The following is a 21,228-nucleotide window of genomic DNA, read 5'->3' as shown; positions in this document are numbered from 1 at the left end:
AAAGCAATCGGCTACGCTCCGGAGTCATCCCAGTTACTGGGAGCGCTCCGGATGGCCCCGGCCGTTGGCATTTGCCGTCATCACGGAGGATGGAGGCATGCCCGCAGCAGATCCGGCCATCACGCCAGCCAGCGGCGAGAATGCCGTAATGGAGCTCGACCTCCCCGGTCAGGTCCAGCAGACGCTGACCGAGTACCTACAGATCCGCCGCACCGACGCGGCCGACCTCGACCCGGCGATCGCGTCCGCCGTGGCGGAGTTGGCCGGGTTCGTCCTCGGCGGCGGCAAACGGATCCGGCCCACCTTCGCCTGGTGGGGTTGGCGAGCTGTCGGCGGGGCTGCCGAGGGGCCGGCGGCAAAGGCGATGCTGCAGGCGGCGAGCGCACTCGAGTTGTTGCAGGCCTGCGCGCTGGTGCACGACGACCTGATCGACGAGTCGGACACCAGACGAGGCAACCCGACCGTGCACCGCAAGTTCGAGCGGATCCACCGGGAGTCCGGATTCGCCGGCGACAGTACCCAGTTCGGGCTGGCCGCGGCGGTGCTGCTCGGCGACCTCGCGCTGGCCTGGGCCGACGACATGCTGCACAGCGCGGGGATGGCGCCGGAGTCGATGGCCCGCGCGCTGCGCCCGTGGCGCGCGATGCGCACCGAGGTGCTCACCGGCCAGTACCTCGACGTGCTCTGCCAGTACCGGGGCGACGAGACCCCGCAGGCCGCACTGCGGGTCTGCGAGCTCAAGTCCGCCTCCTACACCGTGCAGCGACCGCTGGAGCTCGGCGCGGAGGCCGCTGGGGCCGATCCGGACGCGCTGCACGCGCTGCGCCGGTTCGGCTCCGAGATCGGCGTCGCCTTCCAGCTCCGCGACGACCTGCTCGGCGTCTTCGGCGACCCCGGGGTGACGGGCAAGCCCGCCGGGGACGACCTGCGCGAAGGCAAGCGGACGGTGCTGGTCGCCGAGGCATTTGCGGCGGCCCGTGAGCAGGCCGACCAGGCCGCGCTGGACCTGCTGCGCAACGTGCTCGGCGCTCCCGATCTGGACGAGGGCCGCGTCGAGGCGGCCCGGCAGGTGCTCACTCGGCTGGGTGCGGTGGAGGCCGTGGAGAAGCGGATCACCGAACTGACCGATTCGGCGATGCGTGCGCTGCACGAAGCGCGGCTGGCCGAACCGGCCTCGTCGCGGCTGGCCGAGCTGGCGATCGCCGTCACCGACCGCAGTCACTGATGCGCACGGTCACCGGTCGCACCGACCACGTCGTGATCGTCGGCGCGGGCCTGGCCGGGCTGGCCGCAGCCCTGCACCTGGCGGGCACCGGGCGACGGGTGACGGTGGTCGAGCGCGCGGGAGTGCCCGGCGGGCGGGCCGGGTTGCACGTGTTCGGCGGATACCGGATCGACACCGGTCCGACCGTGCTGACCATGCCCGAGCTGGTCGACGAAGCGCTGAGCGCGGTCGGCGAATCGCTGGCCGAGCGCCTGGACCTCATCCCGCTGCACCCGGCCTACCAGGCGCGATTCGCCGACGGCTCGGTACTCGACGTGCACACCGACGCCGCCGCGATGGAACAGGAGGTGCGGCGGTTCGCCGGGCCGGAGGAAGCGGCCGGATACCGGCGGCTGCGGCGCTGGCTGGCCGAGGTGTACCGGGCCGAGATGCACCGCTTCATCGACGCGAACTTCGACTCGCCGCTGGGCCTGCTGTCCCCGGAGTTGGCGCGGCTGGCGGTGCTGGGCGGATTCGGCCGTCTCGGCCCGGCGATCGGCCGGTTCCTGGCCGACGAGCGGTTGCGCCGGGTCTTCTCCTTCCAAGCGCTGTACGCGGGTCTGGACCCGCGTCGCGCGCTCGCCGTATACGCGGTCATCTCCTACATGGACACCGTCAACGGCGTCTGGTTCCCGCGCGGCGGCATGCATGCGGTCCCGACCGCGCTTGCCGACGCCGCCGCAGGCGCGGGCGTCACATTCCACTACAACGCCGAGGTGACCGAACTGGAGCGGCGGGGCGACCGGATCGTCGCCCTGCGCACGTCCGATGGCTCCCGCATCGCCGCGGACGCGTTCGTGCTCACGCCCGACCTGCCGGTCGCGCACGATCTTCTCGGGCACCGTCCGCGACGACGTCTGCGCTGGTCACCATCGGCGGTGGTGCTGCACGCCGGGACCACTCGCGGCTGGTTCAACGCGCACCACACGATCTCCTTCGGCACGGCCTGGCATGGCACGTTCGCCGAGATCATTCGTGACGGCAGGCTGATGAGCGACCCGTCGCTGCTGATCACCCGGCCGACGGCGACCGATCCGACGCTGGCGCCGGCCGATCGCGAGCTGCATTACGTGCTCGCGCCGTGCCCGAACCTGCGCACCGGGCCGATCGACTGGGGCCGGATCGGTTCGGCCTACCGCGACGAGTTGCTGGGGACGCTGGAGCGGCGCGGCTTCACCGGCTTCGGAGCCGCGATCGAGGCGCAGCAGATGGTCACCCCGGTGGACTGGGCGGCTCAGGGGCATGCGGCCGGCACGCCGTTCTCGGCCGCGCACACCTTCGCCCAAACCGGCCCCTTCCGACCGCGGAACCTGGTGCGCGGCCTGGCCAACGCGGTACTCGCCGGATCCGGCACAACACCCGGCGTCGGCGTTCCCCCGGTTCTGTTGTCCGGCAAGCTCGCCGCACAGCGCATCACCGGCTGACCCGCACGCCTCGTACGGAGCAACTACCAGCGGTTGATCGAGTCCTACCAACTCATACGGCCGAAGCGGTCCACGGCTGGGGCACCAACGCCGAACACCGGACGGGAGTCCGGGTGAGCGGCAGCGGGCTCCAGCCGCGCAGGTCAGCCCGGGGGCCTCAGAAACCCATCGCTTGGGCCCTTCGCTTCACCTCACGGCCGCGGTCTCCGCGCAGGGCGTCGATCGGTGTACCGGGCAGCGAGTCGTCCGGTGTGAACAGCCACCGCAGGATCTCGTCCTCGTGGTAGCCGGCATCCCGGAGCAGGGTGATCGTGCCCGCCAGCCCCTTCACCACGGCGGTGTCGGTGAGGAACGCACTGGGCACGCCCAGCACGCCGCCCCTACGCAGAGCGAGCAGATGGCCATCACGGATCAGTTGGTGCACCCGGGTGATTGGCTGACCGAGTCGCTCGGCGACGTCGGGCAGCGGAACAACCTCCACATCGGGAGCGAGCACATCCGGGGCAGCAGGGATCGCACTCACGCTGCACACCTTGCCATATGACCGACCGCGATGCCGTGCTTGGCTCGGGAAATCTTCGGCCTACGATCATGATCGTGATCGTTGCCGAGGCCGAGCACGGAGGTGTTCCCGGCGCCAACCGCACGGCCTGCCACAATCGGGTTGGAAAGGTTACCCGGCGGTTGGCGGAAAATGACTCCTGAGACACGCTCCGGACGCGGCGCGAGCCTCGTCGGAGGCATGCTCGAACGCCGGTACCGAGTCGATTCGCTGATCGCGCGCGGCGGCATGTCCGCGGTGTACCGAGGTCTGGACACCCGGCTGGACCGACCGGTGGCGATCAAGGTGATGGACGCGCAGTACTCGGGCGACAGGTCGTTCGTGGACCGCTTCGAACGCGAGGCGCGCGCGGCGGCCCGGCTGCACCACCCCGACGTGGTGGCCGTCTACGACCAGGGTGTGGACCGCGGCCCCGACGGCGACCACGTGTTCCTGGTGATGCAGCTCGTCGAGGGATGCACGCTGCGTGACCTGATCATGGCCCGCGGGGGACGCCTCCCGCTGGCGATGACGCTGAGCGTCCTGGCGCCGATGCTCTCGGCGCTTTCCGCCGCGCACCAGGCCGGCATGGTGCACCGCGACGTCAAGCCGGAGAACGTGCTGATCGGCACGGACGGTTCGGTGAAGGTCGCCGACTTCGGGCTGGTCCGGGCGGCCGCCGAAGCCGGCACGACCAGCGGCAGCATCATTCTGGGCACCGTCGCGTACCTCTCGCCGGAGCAGGTGACCACCGGTGCCGCCGACGCCCGCTCCGATGTCTACGCGGCCGGGATCGTGCTCTACGAGATGCTGACCGGCCGCCCGCCCTACGTCGGCGACACCGCGCTGTCGGTCGCGTACCGGCACGTCAACGACGATGTGCCGCCGCCGAGCGGGCTGGTCCCGGACCTCCCTCAAGCCCTTGACGACCTCGTGGTCCGCGCCACGCGTCGCGATCCGGCACAGCGTCCCGAGAACGCCGAGGTTTTCCTCGACGAACTGCAGCGGGTGCGCACCGCGCTTGGCATCGCCCCGGTGGCGCTATCGGTCCCGGCGTCCGAGGAGCGCACCACGCAAATGGCGACCGCGGCCGAGGACCCGCCGACCGAGCAGATCCCGGCCGTCGGCGATACGCCCGTCGCCCCGCAGCGCACTCGTGCGATGGCGCGGCCCGCCACCGATGACGAGCACACCCAGGACTTTTCCGCCGTCGCGGCCGAGCCGCGGCGCGATCGCGATCGCCGGCACGGCAGGCGAACCGTGGCGCTGTGGACCGCCGTGGTTCTGGTGCTGGCCGCGCTGGTGGGCGGCACTGCGTACTGGCTGGGCATCGGCAGTTACGTTCAGGTGCCGCGCGTCGTCGGCGAGCCGGAAGCGGCCGCCCAGCAGGCGCTCGAAGGCGCCGGCCTGAGCGGCAACGTCACCAGGGAGAACGACAACACGATCCCGGAAGGCGTGGTGATCAGCTCCACGCCGGGCGAAGGATCCCGGGTGCGCAGCGGCGGCACCGTCGATCTCGTGGTCTCGCTGGGCAAGCCCAAGGTCCCGGAGATCGCCCAGGGCACCACCGTGGCCGAGGCCGAAAGCGCGATCCGCAACGCCAAGCTGCAACCCAAGCGCGACGAGTCCGGCGACCAGTACCACAGCACGGTGCCCGAAGGCCGGGTCATCGGCGTGAACCCCGCCCCCGGCACCCCACTGAACATCAGCGCCGAGGTCACCCTGGTCGTCAGCAAGGGTCCGCCCCCGGTACAGGTGCCCGACGTACGCGGAATGAGCCGCGACGACGCGTTCGCCACGCTGAGCAATGCCGGGTTCGAGCCCTACGAGGCGGGCCGCCAGTTCGACTCCAGCATCGCTGGCGACCACGTCATCAGTACCGATCCGGCCATCGGCAGCGAGGTCCGGCTGGTCGGTCGGCCGCGGATCGGCGTGGTGCTGTCTAACGCGGTCGAGGTGCCAAGCCTCAACGGCCTCCGGGTGGCGGACGCGCAGCAGCAGGTCGCCGCGCTCGGCCTGCAATTGAGCGTCCAGTCGTTTTTCCAGCGCCCGAACATGATGATCTGGGGTCAGCTACCACTGCCCGGCAGCAAGGTCGAGCCCGGATCGACCATCCACGTGACCGCGTTCTGAGCAGCCTCATGACTGCGCAGCCGGGCTCGGGCCCGGTCGCGTGGTCACGCCCCACCGGACCCACCCCACCCGCAATGTGATTCTGATCTCTTCTCGGCGCTGTAACGTTTTCTGGTTGCCGGGGTCTACCAGCGGCTACACGTCCGCCCGCGGTCACCGAAAAGCGGGACCGTTGACCACGACACGACGGATCTCGCCTGGTCACAGCGGCGCGGGCGGCTCGTTGTGGAACTATTGGCAGCACAATGCCCCCGAGCCTTTCGATCGAGTCGGCCCCCGACTGGTCCGAACGGACCGACAACACGACAGCGGGCCTGCCCAGTCTCGGCGGACGTCGGCCGCGTCGTCCGCTTCCTTTGCGCACCATCGCGTTGGGGGCGATCGGGTCCGTACTGCTGCTGTTCGGCTCCTTCGGCGCCGGCGGGACGCTCATCCACGACCCCATCCTCGGCTCTGGACCGCTCTCGGTGCTGCGCTACGGGCACGGCCACGACGTGGCAGTGACCGTCGTCTACATCGGCTTCGCGCTACTGGTGTGGGCCTGGGTGCGACTCGGGCGCGGCGTGATCGCGCACCTGGTGAACTCCCGCGGCGTGCTGTGGGCGACCGCCGCCTGGCTCGGCCCCATTCTCATCGCACCACCGCTGTTCACCCGCGATGTCTACAGCTACCTTGGCCAGGGCTTGCTGGCGCTGAACGGACTCGACCCCTACGGTGTCGGCCCGTCCGCGCTCACCGGCCCGATCCCGGAGAACGTGCACCCGACCTGGCAGACCACGCCCGCCCCGTACGGACCGCTGTTCATGGGTGTGGCCAAGGGCGTGATCCTGCTGGCCGGCCAAGACATCATCGCCAGCGTCATCGTGATGCGGCTGGTGCTGCTGGGCGGCCTGGTGATGCTGATCTGCGCCCTGCCGGGCCTGGTCCGGCACCTCGGCGGCCGACTGCCGATCGCGCTGTGGCTGGTCGCGGCCAGTCCGATGACCGTGGTGCACCTGGTCGGCGGCCCGCACAACGACATGCTCATGATCGGGCTGCTGTCGGTGGGCACCTTGCTGATGCTCAACGACAAGCGCGTCGGCGGGATCGCGCTGGTGTCCGCGGCGATGGCCATCAAGGCGACCGCCGGGCTCGCGCTGCCATTCCTGGTGTGGATGTGGGCATCCCGGCTGGAGGGGCCGTCGTGGCAGCGGTTCCTCCGCGCAGTGTTCCCGGCGGTGGGCGTGTTCGTGGTGGTCTTCGGCTCGTGCACGGCATTGGCCAAGGTCGGTTTCGGCTGGCTTTCCGCCCTGTCCGCACCGGGCATGATCGTCAACTACCTGTCCGCGCCGACGGCGGTCGGGCAGGCGCTGCACAGCCTGGTTTCGCTGTTCGGCGAGACCAACATCTGGCCGTTCGTGGGTGCTACGCGCACGTTCGGCTCGCTGCTGCTGGTGCTGATCCTCGCCTGGAACTGGTGGCTGGCGCGGGTCGGCGGGACCGAAGCGGTGCGCCGGGCCGCGATCGTGCTGTGCTGCGGCGCGCTGCTGTCGCCGGTCGTCCTGCCGTGGTACCTGACGTGGGGCCTGGCGCTGGGCTGCGCCTTCGCCTGGACACCGCGTGCGCTGTCCTACGTGGTGGGCGCCTCGATCGCGCTGGTGCTGGCCTACTACCCCGACGGTGAGCAGGCGATGTACAACTGGCCGTTCGTCGCGGTCGGCATCGGTGCCGCCGTGCTCGGCTCGCTGTCCCTGGTCCGCTTCGACCCGCTGGGATTGAGCGGCGTCTTCGGTGCCCTCCCCCGCACCGCCATGACCGTCGCACCGCCCACGACCCCAGCACCAACGACAGAGCTTCGTGAAACGCAGGCCGCGCAGAAGTGATGACCGCACCAAACGCCGAAGGGCCCGGAACCGCGTGGGTTCCGGGCCCTTCGGGCGTGAACTTCCGAGCCGTTCAGTTGCGCAGCATCTCCGCGACCAGGAACGCCAGCTCCAGCGACTGCTGGGTGTTCAGGCGCGGGTCGCAGGCGGTCTCGTAGCGCCCCGAGAGGTCGGCGTCGGAGATCTCCTGGGCCCCGCCGAGGCACTCCGTGACGTCCTCGCCGGTCAGCTCGATGTGGATGCCGCCCGGGTGGGTGCCCAGCCGGCGGTGCACCTCGAAGAAACCCTGCACCTCGTCCACGATCCGGTCGAAGTGCCGGGTCTTGTAGCCCGTGCTGGCCTCGTGGGTGTTGCCGTGCATGGGGTCGCACTGCCAGATCACCTGGTGCCCGGAGGCGGTGACCTTCTCCACGATCGGCGGCAGCACGTCGCGCACCTTGCCGTTGCCCATCCGGCTGATCAGGGTGAGCCGACCGGGCTCGTTGTTCGGGTCCAGCCGCTCGACATACTCCACGGCCTGCTCGGGTGTGGTGCCCGGGCCGATCTTGATGCCGATCGGGTTGGCGATCAGCTCGGCGAACGCGATGTGCGCGCCGTCCAGCTGGCGGGTCCGCTCGCCCACCCACAGGAAGTGCCCGGACAGGTCGAACAGCCGAGGTTGTTCGCGGGAGACGTCCAGCCGCAGCATGGCGCGCTCGTAGTCCAGCACCAGCGCCTCGTGGCTGGCGTAGAACTGCACCGAGTGCAGGCTGGAGTCGTCCACGCCGCAGGCGGCCATGAAGCGCAGGCCGCGGTCGATCTCGGCGGCGACCGACTCGTAGCGCTCGCCGGCCGGCGAGTTGAGCACGAAGTCCTTGTTCCAGTCGTGCACCTTGGTCAACGCAGCCATGCCGGCGCTGGTCAGCGCGCGGGACAGGTTCATCGCGGCGCTGGCGTTGGCGTAGGCGCGGATCAGCCGCGAAGGGTCGTGGCGGCGGGCGTCCTCGGTGGCGACCAGCGAGTTGACCATGTCGCCGCGGTAGGACGGCAGGCCCAGCGCGTCGGTGTTGCTGGACCGCGGCTTGGCGTACTGCCCGGCGATCCGGCCGACCTTGACCACCGGCATGCTCGCGCCGTAGGTCAGCACCACTGCCATCTGCAGCAGCGTGCGAATGTTGCCGCGGATGTGCGGCTCGGTGTTGTCCGCAAAGGTCTCCGCGCAGTCGCCCCCCTGCAGTAAAAACGCCTCGCCCTGGGCGACAGCCGCGAGGTGCTGACGCAGTTGGTCCACCTCAGACGGCACGGTCACCGGCGGAACGCTCTCCAGCACCTTCCGGACCTTGCCGGTCTGGTCGGGGTTAGGCCACTGCGGCTGCTGTGCGGCGGGACGGGCCAGCGCGTCATCGAGGCGGGCGCGCATCTCCGGCGGCAGCGGTGGCAGCTCGGGAAGATCATCTACGGGGACGTCGACGGTCCAGTTCACGCACCCCAGAATAAGCGCTGGGCGCCACTTCTTTTACGCCGGGCGAGGCGACCCACAGCCGGGGTCTCGATAGCCGGTCTACCGCCGGTCGGTTTCGATGGAAATCGGCGCGCCGATTTCCATCGAAACCGACGCCGGGGTCAGCCGAAGAGCACTTCGGCTTCGGCGTAGCGCTCCAGCGGCACCGTCTTCAGCGACGCGGTCGCCTCGCGCAACGGGACCCGCACGATGTCCGTGCCGCGCAGCGCGACCATCTTGCCGAAGTCGCCCTCGGTGATCGCGTCGATCGCGTGCAGGCCGAAACGGGTGGCCAGCACCCGGTCATAGGCCGTCGGCGTGCCGCCGCGCTGGACGTGGCCGAGCACGACCGCGCGCGACTCCTTGCCGGTGCGCCCGGCGATCTCGTCGGCCAGCCAAGTACCGACGCCGCCCAGCCGGACGTGGCCGAATGCGTCCTTCTCGCCGGTCAGCAGAAGCTCCTTGCCGCCTTCCGGGAGCGCGCCCTCGGCGACCACGATGATCGGCGCGTACTGGCGCTCGAAGCGCTGCTGCACCCAGTCGCAGACCCTCTCGACGCTGAACGGCTGCTCCGGCACGAGGATGACGTTCGCGCCACCGGCCAGCCCGGCGTGCAGCGCGATCCAGCCCGCGTGCCGACCCATCACCTCGACCACCAGCGCGCGGTGGTGCGACTCCGCAGTGGTGCGAAGCCGGTCGATGGCGTCGGTCGCGATGTGCACCGCGGTGTCGAAGCCGAAGGTGTAGTCGGTGGCGTCCAGGTCGTTGTCGATCGTCTTGGGCACCCCCACCACCGGCACGCCGTCGTGGGTGAGCTGCTGGGCGACGCCGAGGGTGTCCTCGCCGCCGATCGCGATCAACGCGTCCACCCGGTGCTCGTCGAGGGTGGCCTTGAGCCTGGCAATCCCGTCGTCGACCTTGTACGGGTTGGTGCGCGACGAGCCCAGGATGGTGCCACCCCGGTTGAGGATTTCCTCGACCGAGTCGAGGGTCAGCGGCATGGTCAGGCCCTCCACCGGGCCCAGCCATCCGCTGCGGAATCCCAGGATCTCGTGCTGATGCACGGAAATCCCCTTACGGGTCACCGCTCGGAGCACCGCGTTGAGCCCGGGGCAGTCGCCGCCTCCGGTGAGCACTCCGACACGCATTCCAGCCGGCATCTCTTTAGCCGCCTCCTCAATCCAACCGAGATGGGACGTGATCCACGTCTCCCCTGCCACAGCCTGGCACGGCCTGGATCGGTGCAGCAAGTACCCCCGCCGTTACCAGGCAAAGCCGCGTTTGCGGCGGACCTCCTCGATCACCCTCCAGCGCTCCAGGTTGTGCCTGGCGTCGGCCAGGGCGTCGTGCGCATTGTCCGGCGCCGGCGGCAGCTTCGGCTTGCCGACGTCTTCCCAGCGTTGCCGCAGATCGCGGGTGAACTTGGGGATCCGCGACGGCAGCATCGGCATCGCGCCCCACAGCTGGGCCAGCGCCACGTGGTCGTAGGCGGCAAACCAGGCCCACAGTTCGACGTTCCCGCCCCGCGCGGACAGGAAGGTGTACAGGTCCTCGCGGATCCTGGCTCGGGTACGCCAGCACGGATCGGAGGGCGGCGGCAACTGCGGCAGCACGTGCTGCCGGACCCAGGCACCGGCCCGGGAAGCGTCGAACTCGGTGGACACCGCGTAGAACTCGCGGCCGGACTCGTCGACCATCCCGATCGACACCAGCTCGATGGTGTGTCCGTCCTCAATGAACTCGCAGTCGTAGAAGTACCGCACCGGGCAAGGGTAGGCGGCCGCCGTTCCAGCAGCCGGTGCGGGCTGTCAGCCGGCCTTGGACTCGGGGAGCCGGTCGACGGGCTTCTGCGATTTCCAGCCCGCCACCTGCTTGCCCTGCGCCGCCAGGTCGTCCTTGACCTTGGCCGCGTAGACGTCGACGTACTCCTGGCCGGAGAGCTCCATCAGGGCGTACATGATCTCGTCGGTGATGGACCGCTCCACGAACCGGTCGCCCGCCATGCCCTCGTAGCGCGAGAAGTCAAGCGGCGGCCCGACCTTCACCACCACCTTGTGCGGGTACCACATCTTGGACCCGATGGGGTTGACCTTGTCGGTGCCGAACATCGCGATCGGGATCACCGGCGCCTGCGACTCCAGGGCCATCCGGGCGACCCCGGTCTTGCCCTTGTACAGCCGGCCGTCCGGGGACCGGGTGCCCTCCGGGTAGACGCCCAGCAGCTTTCCTTCCCGCAGCAGGCGGACCCCGGTGTCCAACGCGGCCTGCGCGGCGGCGCCGCTGGAGCGGTCGATCGGGACCTGCCCGACGCCGGAGAAGAAGTACTTCTTGAACTTGCCCTTGATGCCCTTGCCGGTGAAGTACTCGCGCTTGGCAAGGAAGGTCACCCGGCGCGGCATCATCAGCGGCATGAAGAACGAGTCGGCGACGGCCAGGTGGTTGCTGACCAGGATCGCGCCGCCGGTGGTCGGCACGTGCTCGACGCCTTCGACCTTCGGACGGCAGAACAGTTTCATCAAGGGCCCGAGCAGGAAATGCTTCATCACCCAGTACAACACCGCGCTGCCGCCTCCTTGCCCCACCGAGTTCCCTGCTCAGCCTACGGAGCCCGGACAACCCGCACAACGCGGCCTCGTGGTCGTGATCGCGATCCAACCCGTTCCGCGATCACGACCGCCTCGTCAAGGCCGCCCCACTTGTCGCCCGCGCATGCGACCATGAAGCGGTACTGGCTCGCCGATGCTGTTGGGAGGCCGCGGTGCCCGTGCTTTCCGGCGCCGAACCGTTCACGCACGACGGATCAGCGGAGATCGGTGTGCTGCTCTGCCACGGCTTCACCAGCACCCCGCAGAGCATGCGGGCCTGGGGCGAGCACCTGGCGGCGGAGGGCTTCACCGTCCGCTGCCCGCTACTGGCCGGGCACGGCACCCGGTGGCCCGATCTGAACCGGACCACCTGGAGAGACTGGTACGACTCCGCGGAGGCCGAGCTCGCCGAACTACGCGGCCGGTGCCGCTCGGTATTCGTGTTCGGCCAGTCCATGGGCGGCACGCTGGCCTTGCGACTGGCCCAGCAACACCCCGATATCGCGGGGATCGTACTGGTCAACCCCTCGGTGACGACGCTGCGCAAGGAGGCCCGGTTGCTGCCGCTGCTGAGCCGGATATGGCCAGCGGTCGGCGGGATTCCCGGTGACATCGCCAAGCCCGGCGGCTTCGAGCTCGCCTACAACCGGTTGCCGCTGCGGGCGATGGCCAGCTTGCAGCAGTTGTGGAGCCTGGTGCGCGGTGACCTGCGCCGGGTGCACCAGCCGCTGCTGCTGTTCCGCTCGGCCGTCGATCACGTCGTCGAACCGGTCAACTCCGCGATCGTGCTGGACGGAGTCGCCAGCACCGACCTCGCGGAGGTGGTGCTGCCAGACAGCTTCCATGTTGCGACCTTGGACCATGACGCACCGGCGGTGTTCAGCGGTAGCGTCGAGTTCCTGCAACGGATCCACCGCGAACGGGCCGAGGAAGTCGTATGAACACGCGCCGCGACAACGCCGACGGGCCGGAGGACATCGACGCGGCTTTCGCCGAGATAGTCGCCGACTTGGAGCGGGATTCGACGTTCGCGCGTTGGCCCGAGGACACCTCCGCCAACGCTGCGGACACCGCCAATGCGGTCAACGACACCGCCGTGGCCGAGCCGCAGCCCGAGCTCGACTTGGGACCGAGGGACTGGGGGCCGAGGGACTGGGTGCCGAAGCCTGACGAGGCGGAAGAGCACTTCGTCCCACCGGAACCGCCGCCGCTGCCGACCCCGCGACCCGCGACCCTGCTCGGGATCGCGGTGATCGCGATGGGGCTGCTGATCTTGCTGGTGCCGGGCCTGGCCGGGATGTCCGGCTCACTCACGATGCCGCTGGGGCTCGTGCTGATCAGCGCGGGCATCGGCTGGCTCCTGCTGCGGCTGCGCCAAGGACCGCCGAACTCCGAAGACGACGACGGCGCCCAGGTTTGACGGAGCTGACATTCCCGGTTCGTCAGGTCAGGTGCCGTGCGCCGGCGACGACGTGTTCGCGGGTCAGCGCCGCCGCGCCGACCATGGCCGCCGAGTCTCCGTAGCGGGCCACCCTGATCCGCGCGAGCGGCCGGTGCCCGGCACCGGTGACGGCTGCGGCGTAATGCTCGCGGGCGTCGTCCAGGAACAGGGGCGCCGAATCGGAAACCCCACCGGCGATCACCACGACCTCGGGGTCGTAGACGTCCGCGACCAGCGCCAAGCCCTCGCCGAGCCAGCGGGCCAGATCGGCCACCGCGCGGCGGGCGACCGGATCCCCCGCCTCCGCCGCGCGGGCCACCTCGACACCGGTCAGCCCGGCCGTTGCCAGTACGCTCGACTCGCCCGTGCCCCGCACGAGTTCCGCCGCAGTGGCAGCCAATGCGGTGCCGCTGCAGTAGCGCTCCCAGCAACCGCGCTTGCCGCACGAACACGGCCGACCGTCCGGGACAACGCGCAGATGTCCCAGCTCCGGGGCCACGCCGTAGGCACCGCGGAACACCTCGCCGTTGATCACCAGTGCGCCACCGATGCCGGTGCCGATGGCCACCAGCACGGCCACTCTCGCTCCCGCCGCCGCGCCGAAGCGCTGTTCGGCCACGGCGGCGGCGTTTGCGTCGTGCTCCAGAACGACCGGCAGCCCGAGCCGATCCGCGAGTTCGTCTGCGACGGCGACGTGCCGCCACGCCAGGTGCGGCGCGAAGCGCACCACCCTGCGGTCCGCGCTGACGAACCCGGCGACGGCCATACCGACCCCGGCGACCGGGTAGCGGTCGGACAACGCCTGGACCGTGGTGGCGATCGCGGCGTTGAGCTCGGCGCTGGTGGCGGGCGTCGGGGCGCGGTTCGTTTCCAGGATCTCGCCGTGCGGATCAACCACGCTGGCCCGCACGCTGGTGCCGCCGACGTCCACTCCGATGGTTAGCACCCCGACACGACCTCGGTCTCGCTCTCGCCCTCGGCCAGCACCGGGCCGTCGACCCGATGCACCCGGATCCGCTGCACCTTCGACGCCGCGGGCTCCTCCTGGCCGTCTTCCTCGGAGTCGTCGGCCGCGCCGGGCGCCGCCGCGCGCTGATCGGCCAGCGCCTGCCGCAGCGCCTGCACGATCCCGATAAGCTGCTCGTTGAGCTCCGGCCGGTGGCCGCGCAGCAGCGCCACCGCCGCGCACAGCGGGCACCAACCGCACGTGGACCCGCTGTTGTCGGCTTCGGCGTCCTGGCCGCAGCCGCGCAGGTACTCCTCGGCCTTGCCGGCGACCGCGTCGAGCAGCATGCGGAGCTCCTCGACCAGATGGTCGTGCCGGGTTTCGTCGCGCATCTCGTTCACGGTCTCACCGCATCCACAACTCGGGGTCGGGCCGGAACCGCACAGTCAGGCCATCGTCGCCGGCGACCGCCGAGGTCACGATGCACCGTCGGAGCACTGCGGGCAGCGCGACCAGTCTGCGGCGGCCGTCAACGGTGATCGCCAACTCGTCGCCGATCCGGGACATGTCCAGGTCCGCCGCCGGGTGCAGCGGGAGCGCGATTCGCAGGAAGTACTCCGAATCCAGCGCTTTCCCACCGCCACTGATCTGCATGGTCGGCATGCTCGGCCCGTTCTCCAACGGGTCGGCGGCGGCGTAGAGCTCATCGCCCAGTGCCAGCAACGCCTCCGCGCCCACCGGCTCGGCGGCGCGGTGCTCGACCACGCGCAGCGGAAGTTCTGTCACGGCCCGCAGCGTGTCGAGAACCTGCTCCTGCTCGCGACGACGGGTGCGCAGCCACCCGGCCGCAGCGCCGCGGGCGGCCCCCGGATGCGGCACCACGCGGTTGGCCACCAGGCCGTCGACCTGGATCTGTTGCAGCGCCAAGGCGGTCAGCGTCCGGCGGGTTTCGGCCGCCACCACCGACTCCGGGGTGAGCACCAGCCGCACGCTGGTCCCGGGCTCGGCGAGCATGTCCTTGAGCGCCGCGAGCCGCTCCGCGAGCCGCCCCAACCCGTCGGCGACGGAGTCCCAGCGCTCGACGTGCTCGCTGCCGGCGATCCCGGCCAGCAGGCCGCGCACGGCTCTTCGGTGCGCCGGGAACAGCCGCTCCAGGTAGCCGGCCAGCGATTCGGGCAGCGCGAGCAGCCGAAGCGTCTCGGCGGTCGGGCCGCAGTCGACGATCACGGTGTCCCACAGCCCACTCGCGGCGAGGCGGTGCACCTCGGTGAGCGCCAGCAGGTCCTCCACACCGGGCAGCACGGTGAGCTCTTCCGCGTCGACTTCGTCGACACCTGCGCCGTGCAGCATGGTCCGCAGGTGTTGGCGCAGTTCCTGCCAGGTGTCGTCGACCAGCGCGCGGGTCTGCACCTCGGCGGCGTGCAGCACGGCGTGCGAACCGTCCAGCCGCACCTCCCGCGGCTGTGCGCCGAGGCCGACGCCGAGCGCATCGGCCAACGAGTGTGCCGGGTCGGTGGAGACCACGAGCACCTTGCCTCCGTGCACTGCGACGTGTGCGGCGGTGGCGGCGGCGAGGGTGGTCTTGCCCACCCCGCCCTTTCCGGTGAAAAGCAGGATTCGCAACGGCTCGTCTCGGTCGGTATCGGCGGATGCGCTTTTAGTCAGCGCCTTCGACATTGCTCATTTGACGCCCTCGACGCGCCGCTTGAGCTCCTTGAGTGCCGTGTCCATGATCATCTTCTCGGCCTTGCGCTTGAACAGACCGATCATCGGAATCGCCAGGTCCACGGCCAGGCTGTAGGTCACCTCGGTGCGGTCGTCGGCTAACGGGTCCAGCCGGTAACTGCCGCGCTGCGCCTTTTGCACCTGCCCCTCGACGAGGTTCCAGCTCACCGACAGCCCGTCGGGCGCCCAGTCGTAGACGTTGACGTAGGTGTCCTTGACCACCCCGGCATCCAGGACGAAGCGCACCCGCTCCGCGTCGCCGCGGGAGGTGCGGGAGAGCACCTCTGTCTCCTTCACCGCTTCCGCCCACTCCGGGTAGGCGGCGAAATCCGCGATGACGGCCATGATCTGCGCGGCAGGGGCCTCGATCACGATGGACTGGGTGGACTGATCGACCATGCGCCGCAGGTTACCGGGTGCGGGCGGTGGCAGCGGCCTGGAGGAGGCTGGTTTTGCTCACCTTCACCACTTGATCGCGTAGGGGCGCCCGGTGCGTTTGAAATGGCCGACGTTGACGCACTCGGTCTGCCCGATTCGCATGCGCTGCGCCAGCGGCTGGTGCACGTGCCCGAACAGCGACCAGCGCGGCCGGTCGGCGGCGATGCGCTCGACCAACGCGGCCGAGCCGTTTTCCGTCCGCCGTGCCATGACGTCGTAGGTCAGCTCCGGCAACGCCGGCGGCAGGTGGGTGCACAGGACGTCCACTTTGGGCAGTGCCGCCACCGCGGCGTCGTACTCGTCCTCGGGCCGCAGGTACGGCACCCAGGCCGCGTGCCGGCGCAGCGTCGCGCCCTGCGGAAGCAGGGTGCCACCGACGAAACCGAAGGTCAGGCCGCCGATTTCGACGCTCTCGCCGTCCAGCACGTGGATGCCCGGACCGACGAACTCGGGCCACAGGTGCGGCGCGTCGACGTTGCCGGGCGTGGCGTAGGTGGGTGCGGTCATCGCCGCGAACAGTTCGGTGTATTGCTCGCGGACCGCCTCCTCCACCACCGCGGCCGGATCGGTCAGCCCGGCCCACAACGAGCGCACGTAAGCGCCGAACTCGGGGCCGCCGCGGCTGCGCCGCAACTCGGCGAACCGCGCGACCTTCTCCGGGCCGAACACCCGGCCCAGAATCCCCTTCGCGTGATCGTGGTAGTCGACGAAGTCGATCAGGTCACCGAGCACCACGAGCGCGTCGGCGCCGTCCCCCGCGCGCTTGAGGGCCTCGACGTTGCCATGGACGTCCGAAACGACGTGGACGCGCAACTCAACTCCCATCCGCCGACAATCCCTACCTCGAACTTAATCCGTCCGCGCACCGGGGCGGAACGCCGTTGGCGAGCCGATCCGCGCCGGCGCCCGCTGGGCGGGACAAGCCGCCGACCGGCGACACGCCGTCGATCACCGAGGCCACTACGCTGGGTTGACTGCAGCGGTCCGCCAACGGGGACTACCGCTCAGTAACCATCGGCATTAGGTTGTGCCCCACTGACCGGCGTGTTTTCGGAGGTTTCGACGTGCGAGAGTTCAGCGCACCCGCCACCACGACTGTGGCCGAGGACGAGAACCTCACCGACATGGTGTGGGCCAACGCGGAACGCTTCGGCAGCGCCGTGAGCTTCCGCCGCCGGGTGGACGGCACCTGGGTCGACGTCACCGCCGCCGATTTCGCCGCGCAGGTGCTCGCCGTGGCCAAGGGCCTGGTCGCCGCCGGTCTGCAGGCCGGAGACCGGGTCGGGCTGATGTCGCGGACCCGGTACGAGTGGAGCCTGTTGGACTTCGCGATCTGGACGGCCGGCTGTGTCACGGTGCCGGTCTACGAGACCTCCTCCGCCGACCAGGCGGAGTGGATTCTCGCCGACTCCGGGGCCAAGGCCATCGTCGTGGAGACCGAAGCGCACCGAACCGAGGTGGACAAGGTCATCGACCGGCTCTCCGAGGTCGCCCACGTCTGGCAGATCGAGGGCCCGACAAGCCGCGGCGCGGCCGGTGCCGTGGACGAGCTGACCGCGCTGGGCGCGGAGGTCGACGACCGGGATGTGCACCTGCGGCGCCGTGCGGTACGAGCCGAGGACGTCGCGACGCTGATCTACACCTCGGGCACCACCGGCCGTCCCAAGGGCTGCGTGCTCACGCACCGCAACATGCTCGCCGAGGTGCGGGCGGACATCAAGGCATTCCCCCAGCTGACCCGGCCGGGCAATTCGATGCTGATGTTCCTGCCGATGGCGCACGTGCTGGCCCGCGCGATCACCGTGATGAGCGTGTACGCCCGCGTCACCCTCGGCCACACCGGCGACATCAAGGATCTGGTCAGCGACCTCGGCTCGTTCCGGCCCTCGTTCGTGCTGGCGGTGCCGCGGGTGTTCGAGAAGGTCTACAACACCGCCAAGCAGAAGGCGCACGGCAGCGGCAAGGGCCGGATCTTCGACCAGGCCGAGGACACCGCGGTCGCGTTCAGCCAGGCTCAGGACGAAGGCGGCGCGGGCCTGCCGCTGAAACTCAAGCACGCGTTGTTCGACAAGCTGGTCTACGGCAAGCTCCGGGCGGCGCTCGGCGGCCGCTGCATCGCGGCGGTGTCCGGTGGCGCGCCGCTGGGCGAACGGCTCGCGCACTTCTTCCGCGGCGTCGGCGTGCCGGTGCTGGAGGGCTACGGGCTCACCGAGACGACCGCGGCGGCAGCGGTGAACGTGGCGACCGCGTTCAAGGTCGGCACCGTCGGCAAGCCGGTCGCCGGCACCACGGTGCGGATCGCCGAAGACGGCGAGGTGCTGATCAAGGGGGACGTCGTATTCCGTGAGTACTGGAACAACCCGACCGCCACCAAGGAGTCCATCGAGGACGGCTGGTTCCACACCGGCGACCTCGGCTCGCTGGACGACGAGGGCTACCTGAAGATCACCGGCCGGAAGAAGGAGATCATCGTCACGGCCGGCGGCAAGAACGTCGCCCCGGCGGTGCTGGAGGATGCGCTGCGGGTGCACCCGCTGATCAGCCAGTGCATGGTGGTCGGCGATCAGAAGCCGTTCATCGGCGCACTGATCACGCTCGACCCGGAGTTCCTGCCTTCGTGGCTCGCGGGCAACTCCCGGCCGGCGGACACTCCGGCGTCCGAGCTGATCGACGACCCGGACGTGCGCGCCGAGGTGCAGAAGGCGGTCGACGAGGCCAACCAGGCGGTGTCCCGGGCGGAGCAGATCAAGCAGTTCCGGATCCTGCCGGAGGACTTCACGGAAGCCACCGGCGAGCTGACGCCAAGCATGAAGCTCAAGCGCAACAAGGTCGCCGCGAACCACGCCGCCGACATCGAAGCCCTTTACTCCTGAGCGCGAATCCGGGCGGCCGGGTGAGCGGCCACCGCTGACCGATCGGCCGACGGCACCCTCGCGCCGGAAAGGGTCAGCCGAACGTGCGGGGCAGCTGGGCCCCCCATTGCGCGACCAGCTGTTCGGTACTCAGGCCCGCCGTCTCGCGCAGCGCTTCGTCCACTGTGGCCGATGATCTGGACGCCGCGACGCGGCGGTAGAGGTTGACCAAGCGTCGTTCGCCGAGACGTTCGGAGAGGTGGCGGACCACGGACCAGGATTGCTGGTAGGCCAGATCCAGGCGGCGACCGGCTTGGTGGAAGTCGCCGTCTTCGGGCAGTTTCGTGGGCGGCCCGGCCTCGCGGAGCCGATGGGCCAGGTCGGGGGCGACGTCCTTCGGCTCGACGCCGCTCTTGCGGTAGCCGACGTAGTCGGCGAAGCCCTCCAGCATCCACATCGGCGCACCGTCCACTGTGTCCGCTCGGGCCGCGATGTGCGTGATCTCATGGCGCAGCACCACTCGCAGGGCGATGTCGGAGAGCTGCTCGGCCGTCTTCGGGTTGAGCACCACGCGCGGGCCTTCCACCCGGCGCGCGGTGGTGTCCACCCGGTCGGCCACCGCGACCGCCGCGATGCCGTCCACGGCGAACTCCGCCCCCACCAGCGACTGCAGTTCCTCCTGGGAATCCGGCAAAAGCACGCCGACCCTCCGGGACCAGCCCGGACCCCAGACCTCCGTCACGTCCGCCACGGCGGCATCCAGTTGCCGGGCCACCCGCTCGACCGGCTCCGGATCGTGGCCGATGACCAGCCCGGTGGGGGTGCGGCGCACGTGGCACAGCCCGAAATCCCACGGCCCGCGCCAGGCTGGGTATTCGGCGCCGTCGTCGTCTGCGAGATACCACGAGCTGCCGCGCCGGGCGAACACATAGCCGAGCGGGCGCTGGGTGGGCACGGTGTCCACACCGGTCAGCGCGTAGCGCAACATGACCCGCGGTGCCCAGGTCTCGTCGGCTTCGGGCACCGGCGGGTGATCCCCGGCCGCGCTTTCCAGTTCGTAGGCCCACCCGGTGACCGGGACCGTCCCCAGGTTGCGGAACAGTTCGTGTTGGCGGCGCTGGAAATCCGGCGGGGCCTCGGGATCCAATGTGGCCGCGAACGCGGCTTCGTCCCCGGTCCGGACCGCCGCGGCCCGCCGTTCGAGCAGGCCCCGCACCGCCGACTCCGGCGGCTGCCCCGCGAAGGCGAACCCCGCGTGCCCGGCGACTTGCACCGGCTGAGTCGACGGAAGATCCGGCGGCGGAAGCGAATGCGACGACACCCCGGCCAGCGCGGCACCCGCGGCGACAGCCGCCAGCCACCCCCGAAACTTCCCCGACGCAAGCACAGGCCGCATGGTAAGCGGAGTCACATCGGCTTCCCCAACCGCCGTCCCCCAAAGAACCCGACACACTTTCGGGGCCGACACCGAACGGTGCCGGCCCCGAAGTTGGGGATTCGCTCAGCCCACGATGCGGCGGATCGCCGTCACCGAGCCGATCTTCTGGTAGTCGGTGACCTTGACGACGTCGCCCGAGGTGGGGGCGTGCACCGCCTTGCCGTTACCGATGTACATGGCGACGTGGCTGACCGGGCTGTAGTAGAAGATCAGATCGCCCGGCTTGAGGTCGCTGGCCGACACGCTGCGGCCCTCGCCGACCTGGGTCTTGGTGGAGCCGCCGATGGTCACGCCGGCCTTCTTGTACGCCCAGTAGGTCAGGCCCGAGCAGTCGAACTGGCTCGGTCCCTTGGCGCCCCACACGTACGGCGAACCCTGCACGCCCAGTGCGGCATTGACCGCGGCGATCGCCGCACCCGCACCGGCGATCGAGCCCACGCCGGTATCACCGCTGGATTTCAGCGAGTCCCGGTCCGCGCTGCTGAGCTGGTCGTAGCGCTGTTGGACCTTGGCGATCTGGTCCTGCATCGCCTGGGACTTCTGCTGCAAGTCCTGGGCGATGCGCGCGGCATCGGCTTCGGCTTGCACGGCGCGGTTGCGGGCGTCCTGCGCGGCTTGCTCGGCGGTCTCGGCCTGGTGCCGTGCGGAGGTCAGCGCCTTGATCGCGTCGTTGTTGTCCTTGGCCAGGACGTCCAGCGCGGAGGCACGCTCCAGGAAGTCGTCCGGGGTCTCGCTGACCAGCAGCGCGGACAGCTTGTTCAGCCGCGCGCCCTGGTACGAGGCGTGGGTGAGCTGGTCGACCTGACCGCGGAACTTCTCTTCCTCGGCCCGGGCCTGGTTGGCGACCTGTTCGGCCTGGCCGGCTTCCTGGTTCGCCCGGTCCAGCTCGGCCTGCTTGGCCTCGTGATCGTCTTCGGCCTTCTTCTTGTCCTCGGTGAGCTGCTCGGCCTGGTGCTGAAGATCACGCACCTGCTTGGCCGCGTCCGAGGCGTTGTCGGGGAGTTGTGGGTCTGCGAGCGCGGGCCCGGAGGTCATGCCAACGACGGCAGCGACCGCGGTTGCAGCCAGGGCACCTCGCAGAGAGCGCTTAAGTCGGTGC

The 21,228-nt window shown here is 70.1% G+C and carries 20 protein-coding genes; 8 read left to right on the top strand and 12 right to left on the bottom strand.

Annotated features, from left to right (window positions below):
- Nucleotides 1-97: 97 nt before the first annotated feature.
- Both BJ970_RS18565 and crtI read left to right on the top strand, forming a co-directional pair.
- On the top strand, nt 98-1,225 hold the full coding sequence (locus BJ970_RS18565) for a polyprenyl synthetase family protein (RefSeq protein ID WP_246470907.1): 1,128 nt from the start codon (nt 98-100) through the stop codon (nt 1,223-1,225).
- Nucleotides 1,225-2,688 (top strand): phytoene desaturase family protein, encoded by a 1,464-nt coding sequence (gene crtI / locus BJ970_RS18560; RefSeq protein ID WP_184727411.1) that lies wholly within the window; start codon nt 1,225-1,227, stop codon nt 2,686-2,688. Before BJ970_RS18565 ends, crtI begins: the two co-directional genes overlap by 1 nt.
- Before the next feature lie 157 nt (nt 2,689-2,845).
- On the opposite strand, the gene BJ970_RS18555 is transcribed toward crtI, so the two are convergent.
- Complete coding sequence (locus tag BJ970_RS18555) at nt 2,846-3,211, bottom strand: Rv2175c family DNA-binding protein (RefSeq protein ID WP_184727410.1); 366 nt, start codon at nt 3,209-3,211, stop codon at nt 2,846-2,848.
- A 17-nt stretch (nt 3,212-3,228) separates the two neighbouring features.
- On the opposite strand from BJ970_RS18555, the gene BJ970_RS18550 reads away from it, so the two are divergent.
- From BJ970_RS18550 to mptB, 3 genes are all read left to right on the top strand, one after another.
- Nucleotides 3,229-3,393 (top strand): hypothetical protein, encoded by a 165-nt coding sequence (locus BJ970_RS18550; RefSeq protein ID WP_184727409.1) that lies wholly within the window; start codon nt 3,229-3,231, stop codon nt 3,391-3,393.
- Nucleotides 3,383-5,362, top strand: a complete 1,980-nt coding sequence (gene pknB / locus BJ970_RS18545; protein WP_246470905.1) for a Stk1 family PASTA domain-containing Ser/Thr kinase — start codon at nt 3,383-3,385, stop codon at nt 5,360-5,362. Before BJ970_RS18550 ends, pknB begins: the two co-directional genes overlap by 11 nt.
- Nucleotides 5,363-5,607: 245 nt before the next feature.
- Nucleotides 5,608-7,224: a polyprenol phosphomannose-dependent alpha 1,6 mannosyltransferase MptB gene (gene mptB, locus BJ970_RS18540; RefSeq protein WP_246470903.1), complete on the top strand. Its 1,617-nt coding sequence runs from the start codon at nt 5,608-5,610 to the stop codon at nt 7,222-7,224.
- 73 nt (nt 7,225-7,297) lie between these two features.
- Here the strand turns inward: mptB and BJ970_RS18535 are convergent, their stop codons facing one another.
- The 4 genes from BJ970_RS18535 to BJ970_RS18520 all read right to left on the bottom strand — a co-directional run bounded on the left by BJ970_RS18535 (nt 7,298) and on the right by BJ970_RS18520 (nt 11,262).
- Complete coding sequence (locus BJ970_RS18535) at nt 7,298-8,686, bottom strand: class II 3-deoxy-7-phosphoheptulonate synthase (RefSeq protein ID WP_184727408.1); 1,389 nt, start codon at nt 8,684-8,686, stop codon at nt 7,298-7,300.
- Nucleotides 8,687-8,826: 140 nt separating this feature from the next.
- Nucleotides 8,827-9,852, bottom strand: coding sequence for a 6-phosphofructokinase (locus tag BJ970_RS18530; protein ID WP_184729199.1), 1,026 nt, complete (start codon nt 9,850-9,852; stop codon nt 8,827-8,829).
- A 114-nt stretch (nt 9,853-9,966) separates the two neighbouring features.
- Nucleotides 9,967-10,467, bottom strand: coding sequence for a polyadenylate-specific 3'-exoribonuclease AS (locus tag BJ970_RS18525; RefSeq protein ID WP_184727407.1), 501 nt, complete (start codon nt 10,465-10,467; stop codon nt 9,967-9,969).
- A 45-nt stretch (nt 10,468-10,512) separates the two neighbouring features.
- Nucleotides 10,513-11,262 carry a lysophospholipid acyltransferase family protein gene (locus tag BJ970_RS18520; RefSeq protein ID WP_184727406.1) on the bottom strand — a complete coding sequence of 250 codons (750 nt, stop codon included), beginning with the start codon at nt 11,260-11,262 and terminating at the stop codon, nt 10,513-10,515.
- A gap of 200 nt (nt 11,263-11,462) precedes the next feature.
- Here BJ970_RS18520 and BJ970_RS18515 point away from each other — a divergent pair, with 200 nt between their 5' ends.
- Nucleotides 11,463-12,230: an alpha/beta hydrolase gene (locus BJ970_RS18515; RefSeq protein ID WP_184727405.1), complete on the top strand. Its 768-nt coding sequence runs from the start codon at nt 11,463-11,465 to the stop codon at nt 12,228-12,230.
- A complete protein-coding gene (locus tag BJ970_RS18510; RefSeq protein ID WP_184727404.1) occupies nt 12,227-12,709 on the top strand; it encodes a DUF308 domain-containing protein in 483 nt (160 codons plus the stop codon). Before BJ970_RS18515 ends, BJ970_RS18510 begins: the two co-directional genes overlap by 4 nt.
- Before the next feature lie 22 nt (nt 12,710-12,731).
- Here BJ970_RS18510 and BJ970_RS18505 read toward each other — a convergent pair whose 3' ends face one another.
- The 5 genes from BJ970_RS18505 to BJ970_RS18485 all read right to left on the bottom strand — a co-directional run bounded on the left by BJ970_RS18505 (nt 12,732) and on the right by BJ970_RS18485 (nt 16,652).
- A complete protein-coding gene (locus BJ970_RS18505; RefSeq protein ID WP_184727403.1) occupies nt 12,732-13,676 on the bottom strand; it encodes an ROK family protein in 945 nt (314 codons plus the stop codon).
- On the bottom strand, nt 13,670-14,068 hold the full coding sequence (locus tag BJ970_RS18500) for a hypothetical protein (protein ID WP_184729198.1): 399 nt from the start codon (nt 14,066-14,068) through the stop codon (nt 13,670-13,672). Before BJ970_RS18500 ends, BJ970_RS18505 begins: the two co-directional genes overlap by 7 nt.
- A gap of 13 nt (nt 14,069-14,081) precedes the next feature.
- On the bottom strand, nt 14,082-15,299 hold the full coding sequence (locus BJ970_RS18495) for an ArsA family ATPase (RefSeq protein WP_184729197.1): 1,218 nt from the start codon (nt 15,297-15,299) through the stop codon (nt 14,082-14,084).
- 57 nt (nt 15,300-15,356) lie between these two features.
- Nucleotides 15,357-15,800, bottom strand: a complete 444-nt coding sequence (locus BJ970_RS18490; RefSeq protein ID WP_184727402.1) for an SRPBCC family protein — start codon at nt 15,798-15,800, stop codon at nt 15,357-15,359.
- A gap of 63 nt (nt 15,801-15,863) precedes the next feature.
- Nucleotides 15,864-16,652, bottom strand: a complete 789-nt coding sequence (locus BJ970_RS18485; RefSeq protein WP_184729196.1) for a metallophosphoesterase family protein — start codon at nt 16,650-16,652, stop codon at nt 15,864-15,866.
- Nucleotides 16,653-16,903: 251 nt separating this feature from the next.
- On the opposite strand from BJ970_RS18485, the gene BJ970_RS18480 reads away from it, so the two are divergent.
- Nucleotides 16,904-18,712 (top strand): AMP-dependent synthetase/ligase, encoded by a 1,809-nt coding sequence (locus BJ970_RS18480; RefSeq protein ID WP_184727401.1) that lies wholly within the window; start codon nt 16,904-16,906, stop codon nt 18,710-18,712.
- A gap of 73 nt (nt 18,713-18,785) precedes the next feature.
- Here the strand turns inward: BJ970_RS18480 and BJ970_RS18475 are convergent, their stop codons facing one another.
- The gene (locus BJ970_RS18475) at nt 18,786-20,078 is read right to left on the bottom strand and encodes a basic secretory protein-like protein (protein WP_184727400.1); all 1,293 of its coding nucleotides are present in this window, start codon (nt 20,076-20,078) and stop codon (nt 18,786-18,788) included.
- A gap of 114 nt (nt 20,079-20,192) precedes the next feature.
- Nucleotides 20,193-21,164, bottom strand: coding sequence for a C40 family peptidase (locus tag BJ970_RS18470; protein WP_184727399.1), 972 nt, complete (start codon nt 21,162-21,164; stop codon nt 20,193-20,195).
- Between the last annotated feature and the right edge of the window lie 64 nt (nt 21,165-21,228).

The organism is Saccharopolyspora phatthalungensis (assembly GCF_014203395.1).
GTDB classification, from domain to species: domain Bacteria; phylum Actinomycetota; class Actinomycetes; order Mycobacteriales; family Pseudonocardiaceae; genus Saccharopolyspora; species Saccharopolyspora phatthalungensis.
The sequence above is the reverse complement of the archived record's forward strand: the minus strand, read 5'-3'. Positions and strand labels throughout refer to the sequence as shown.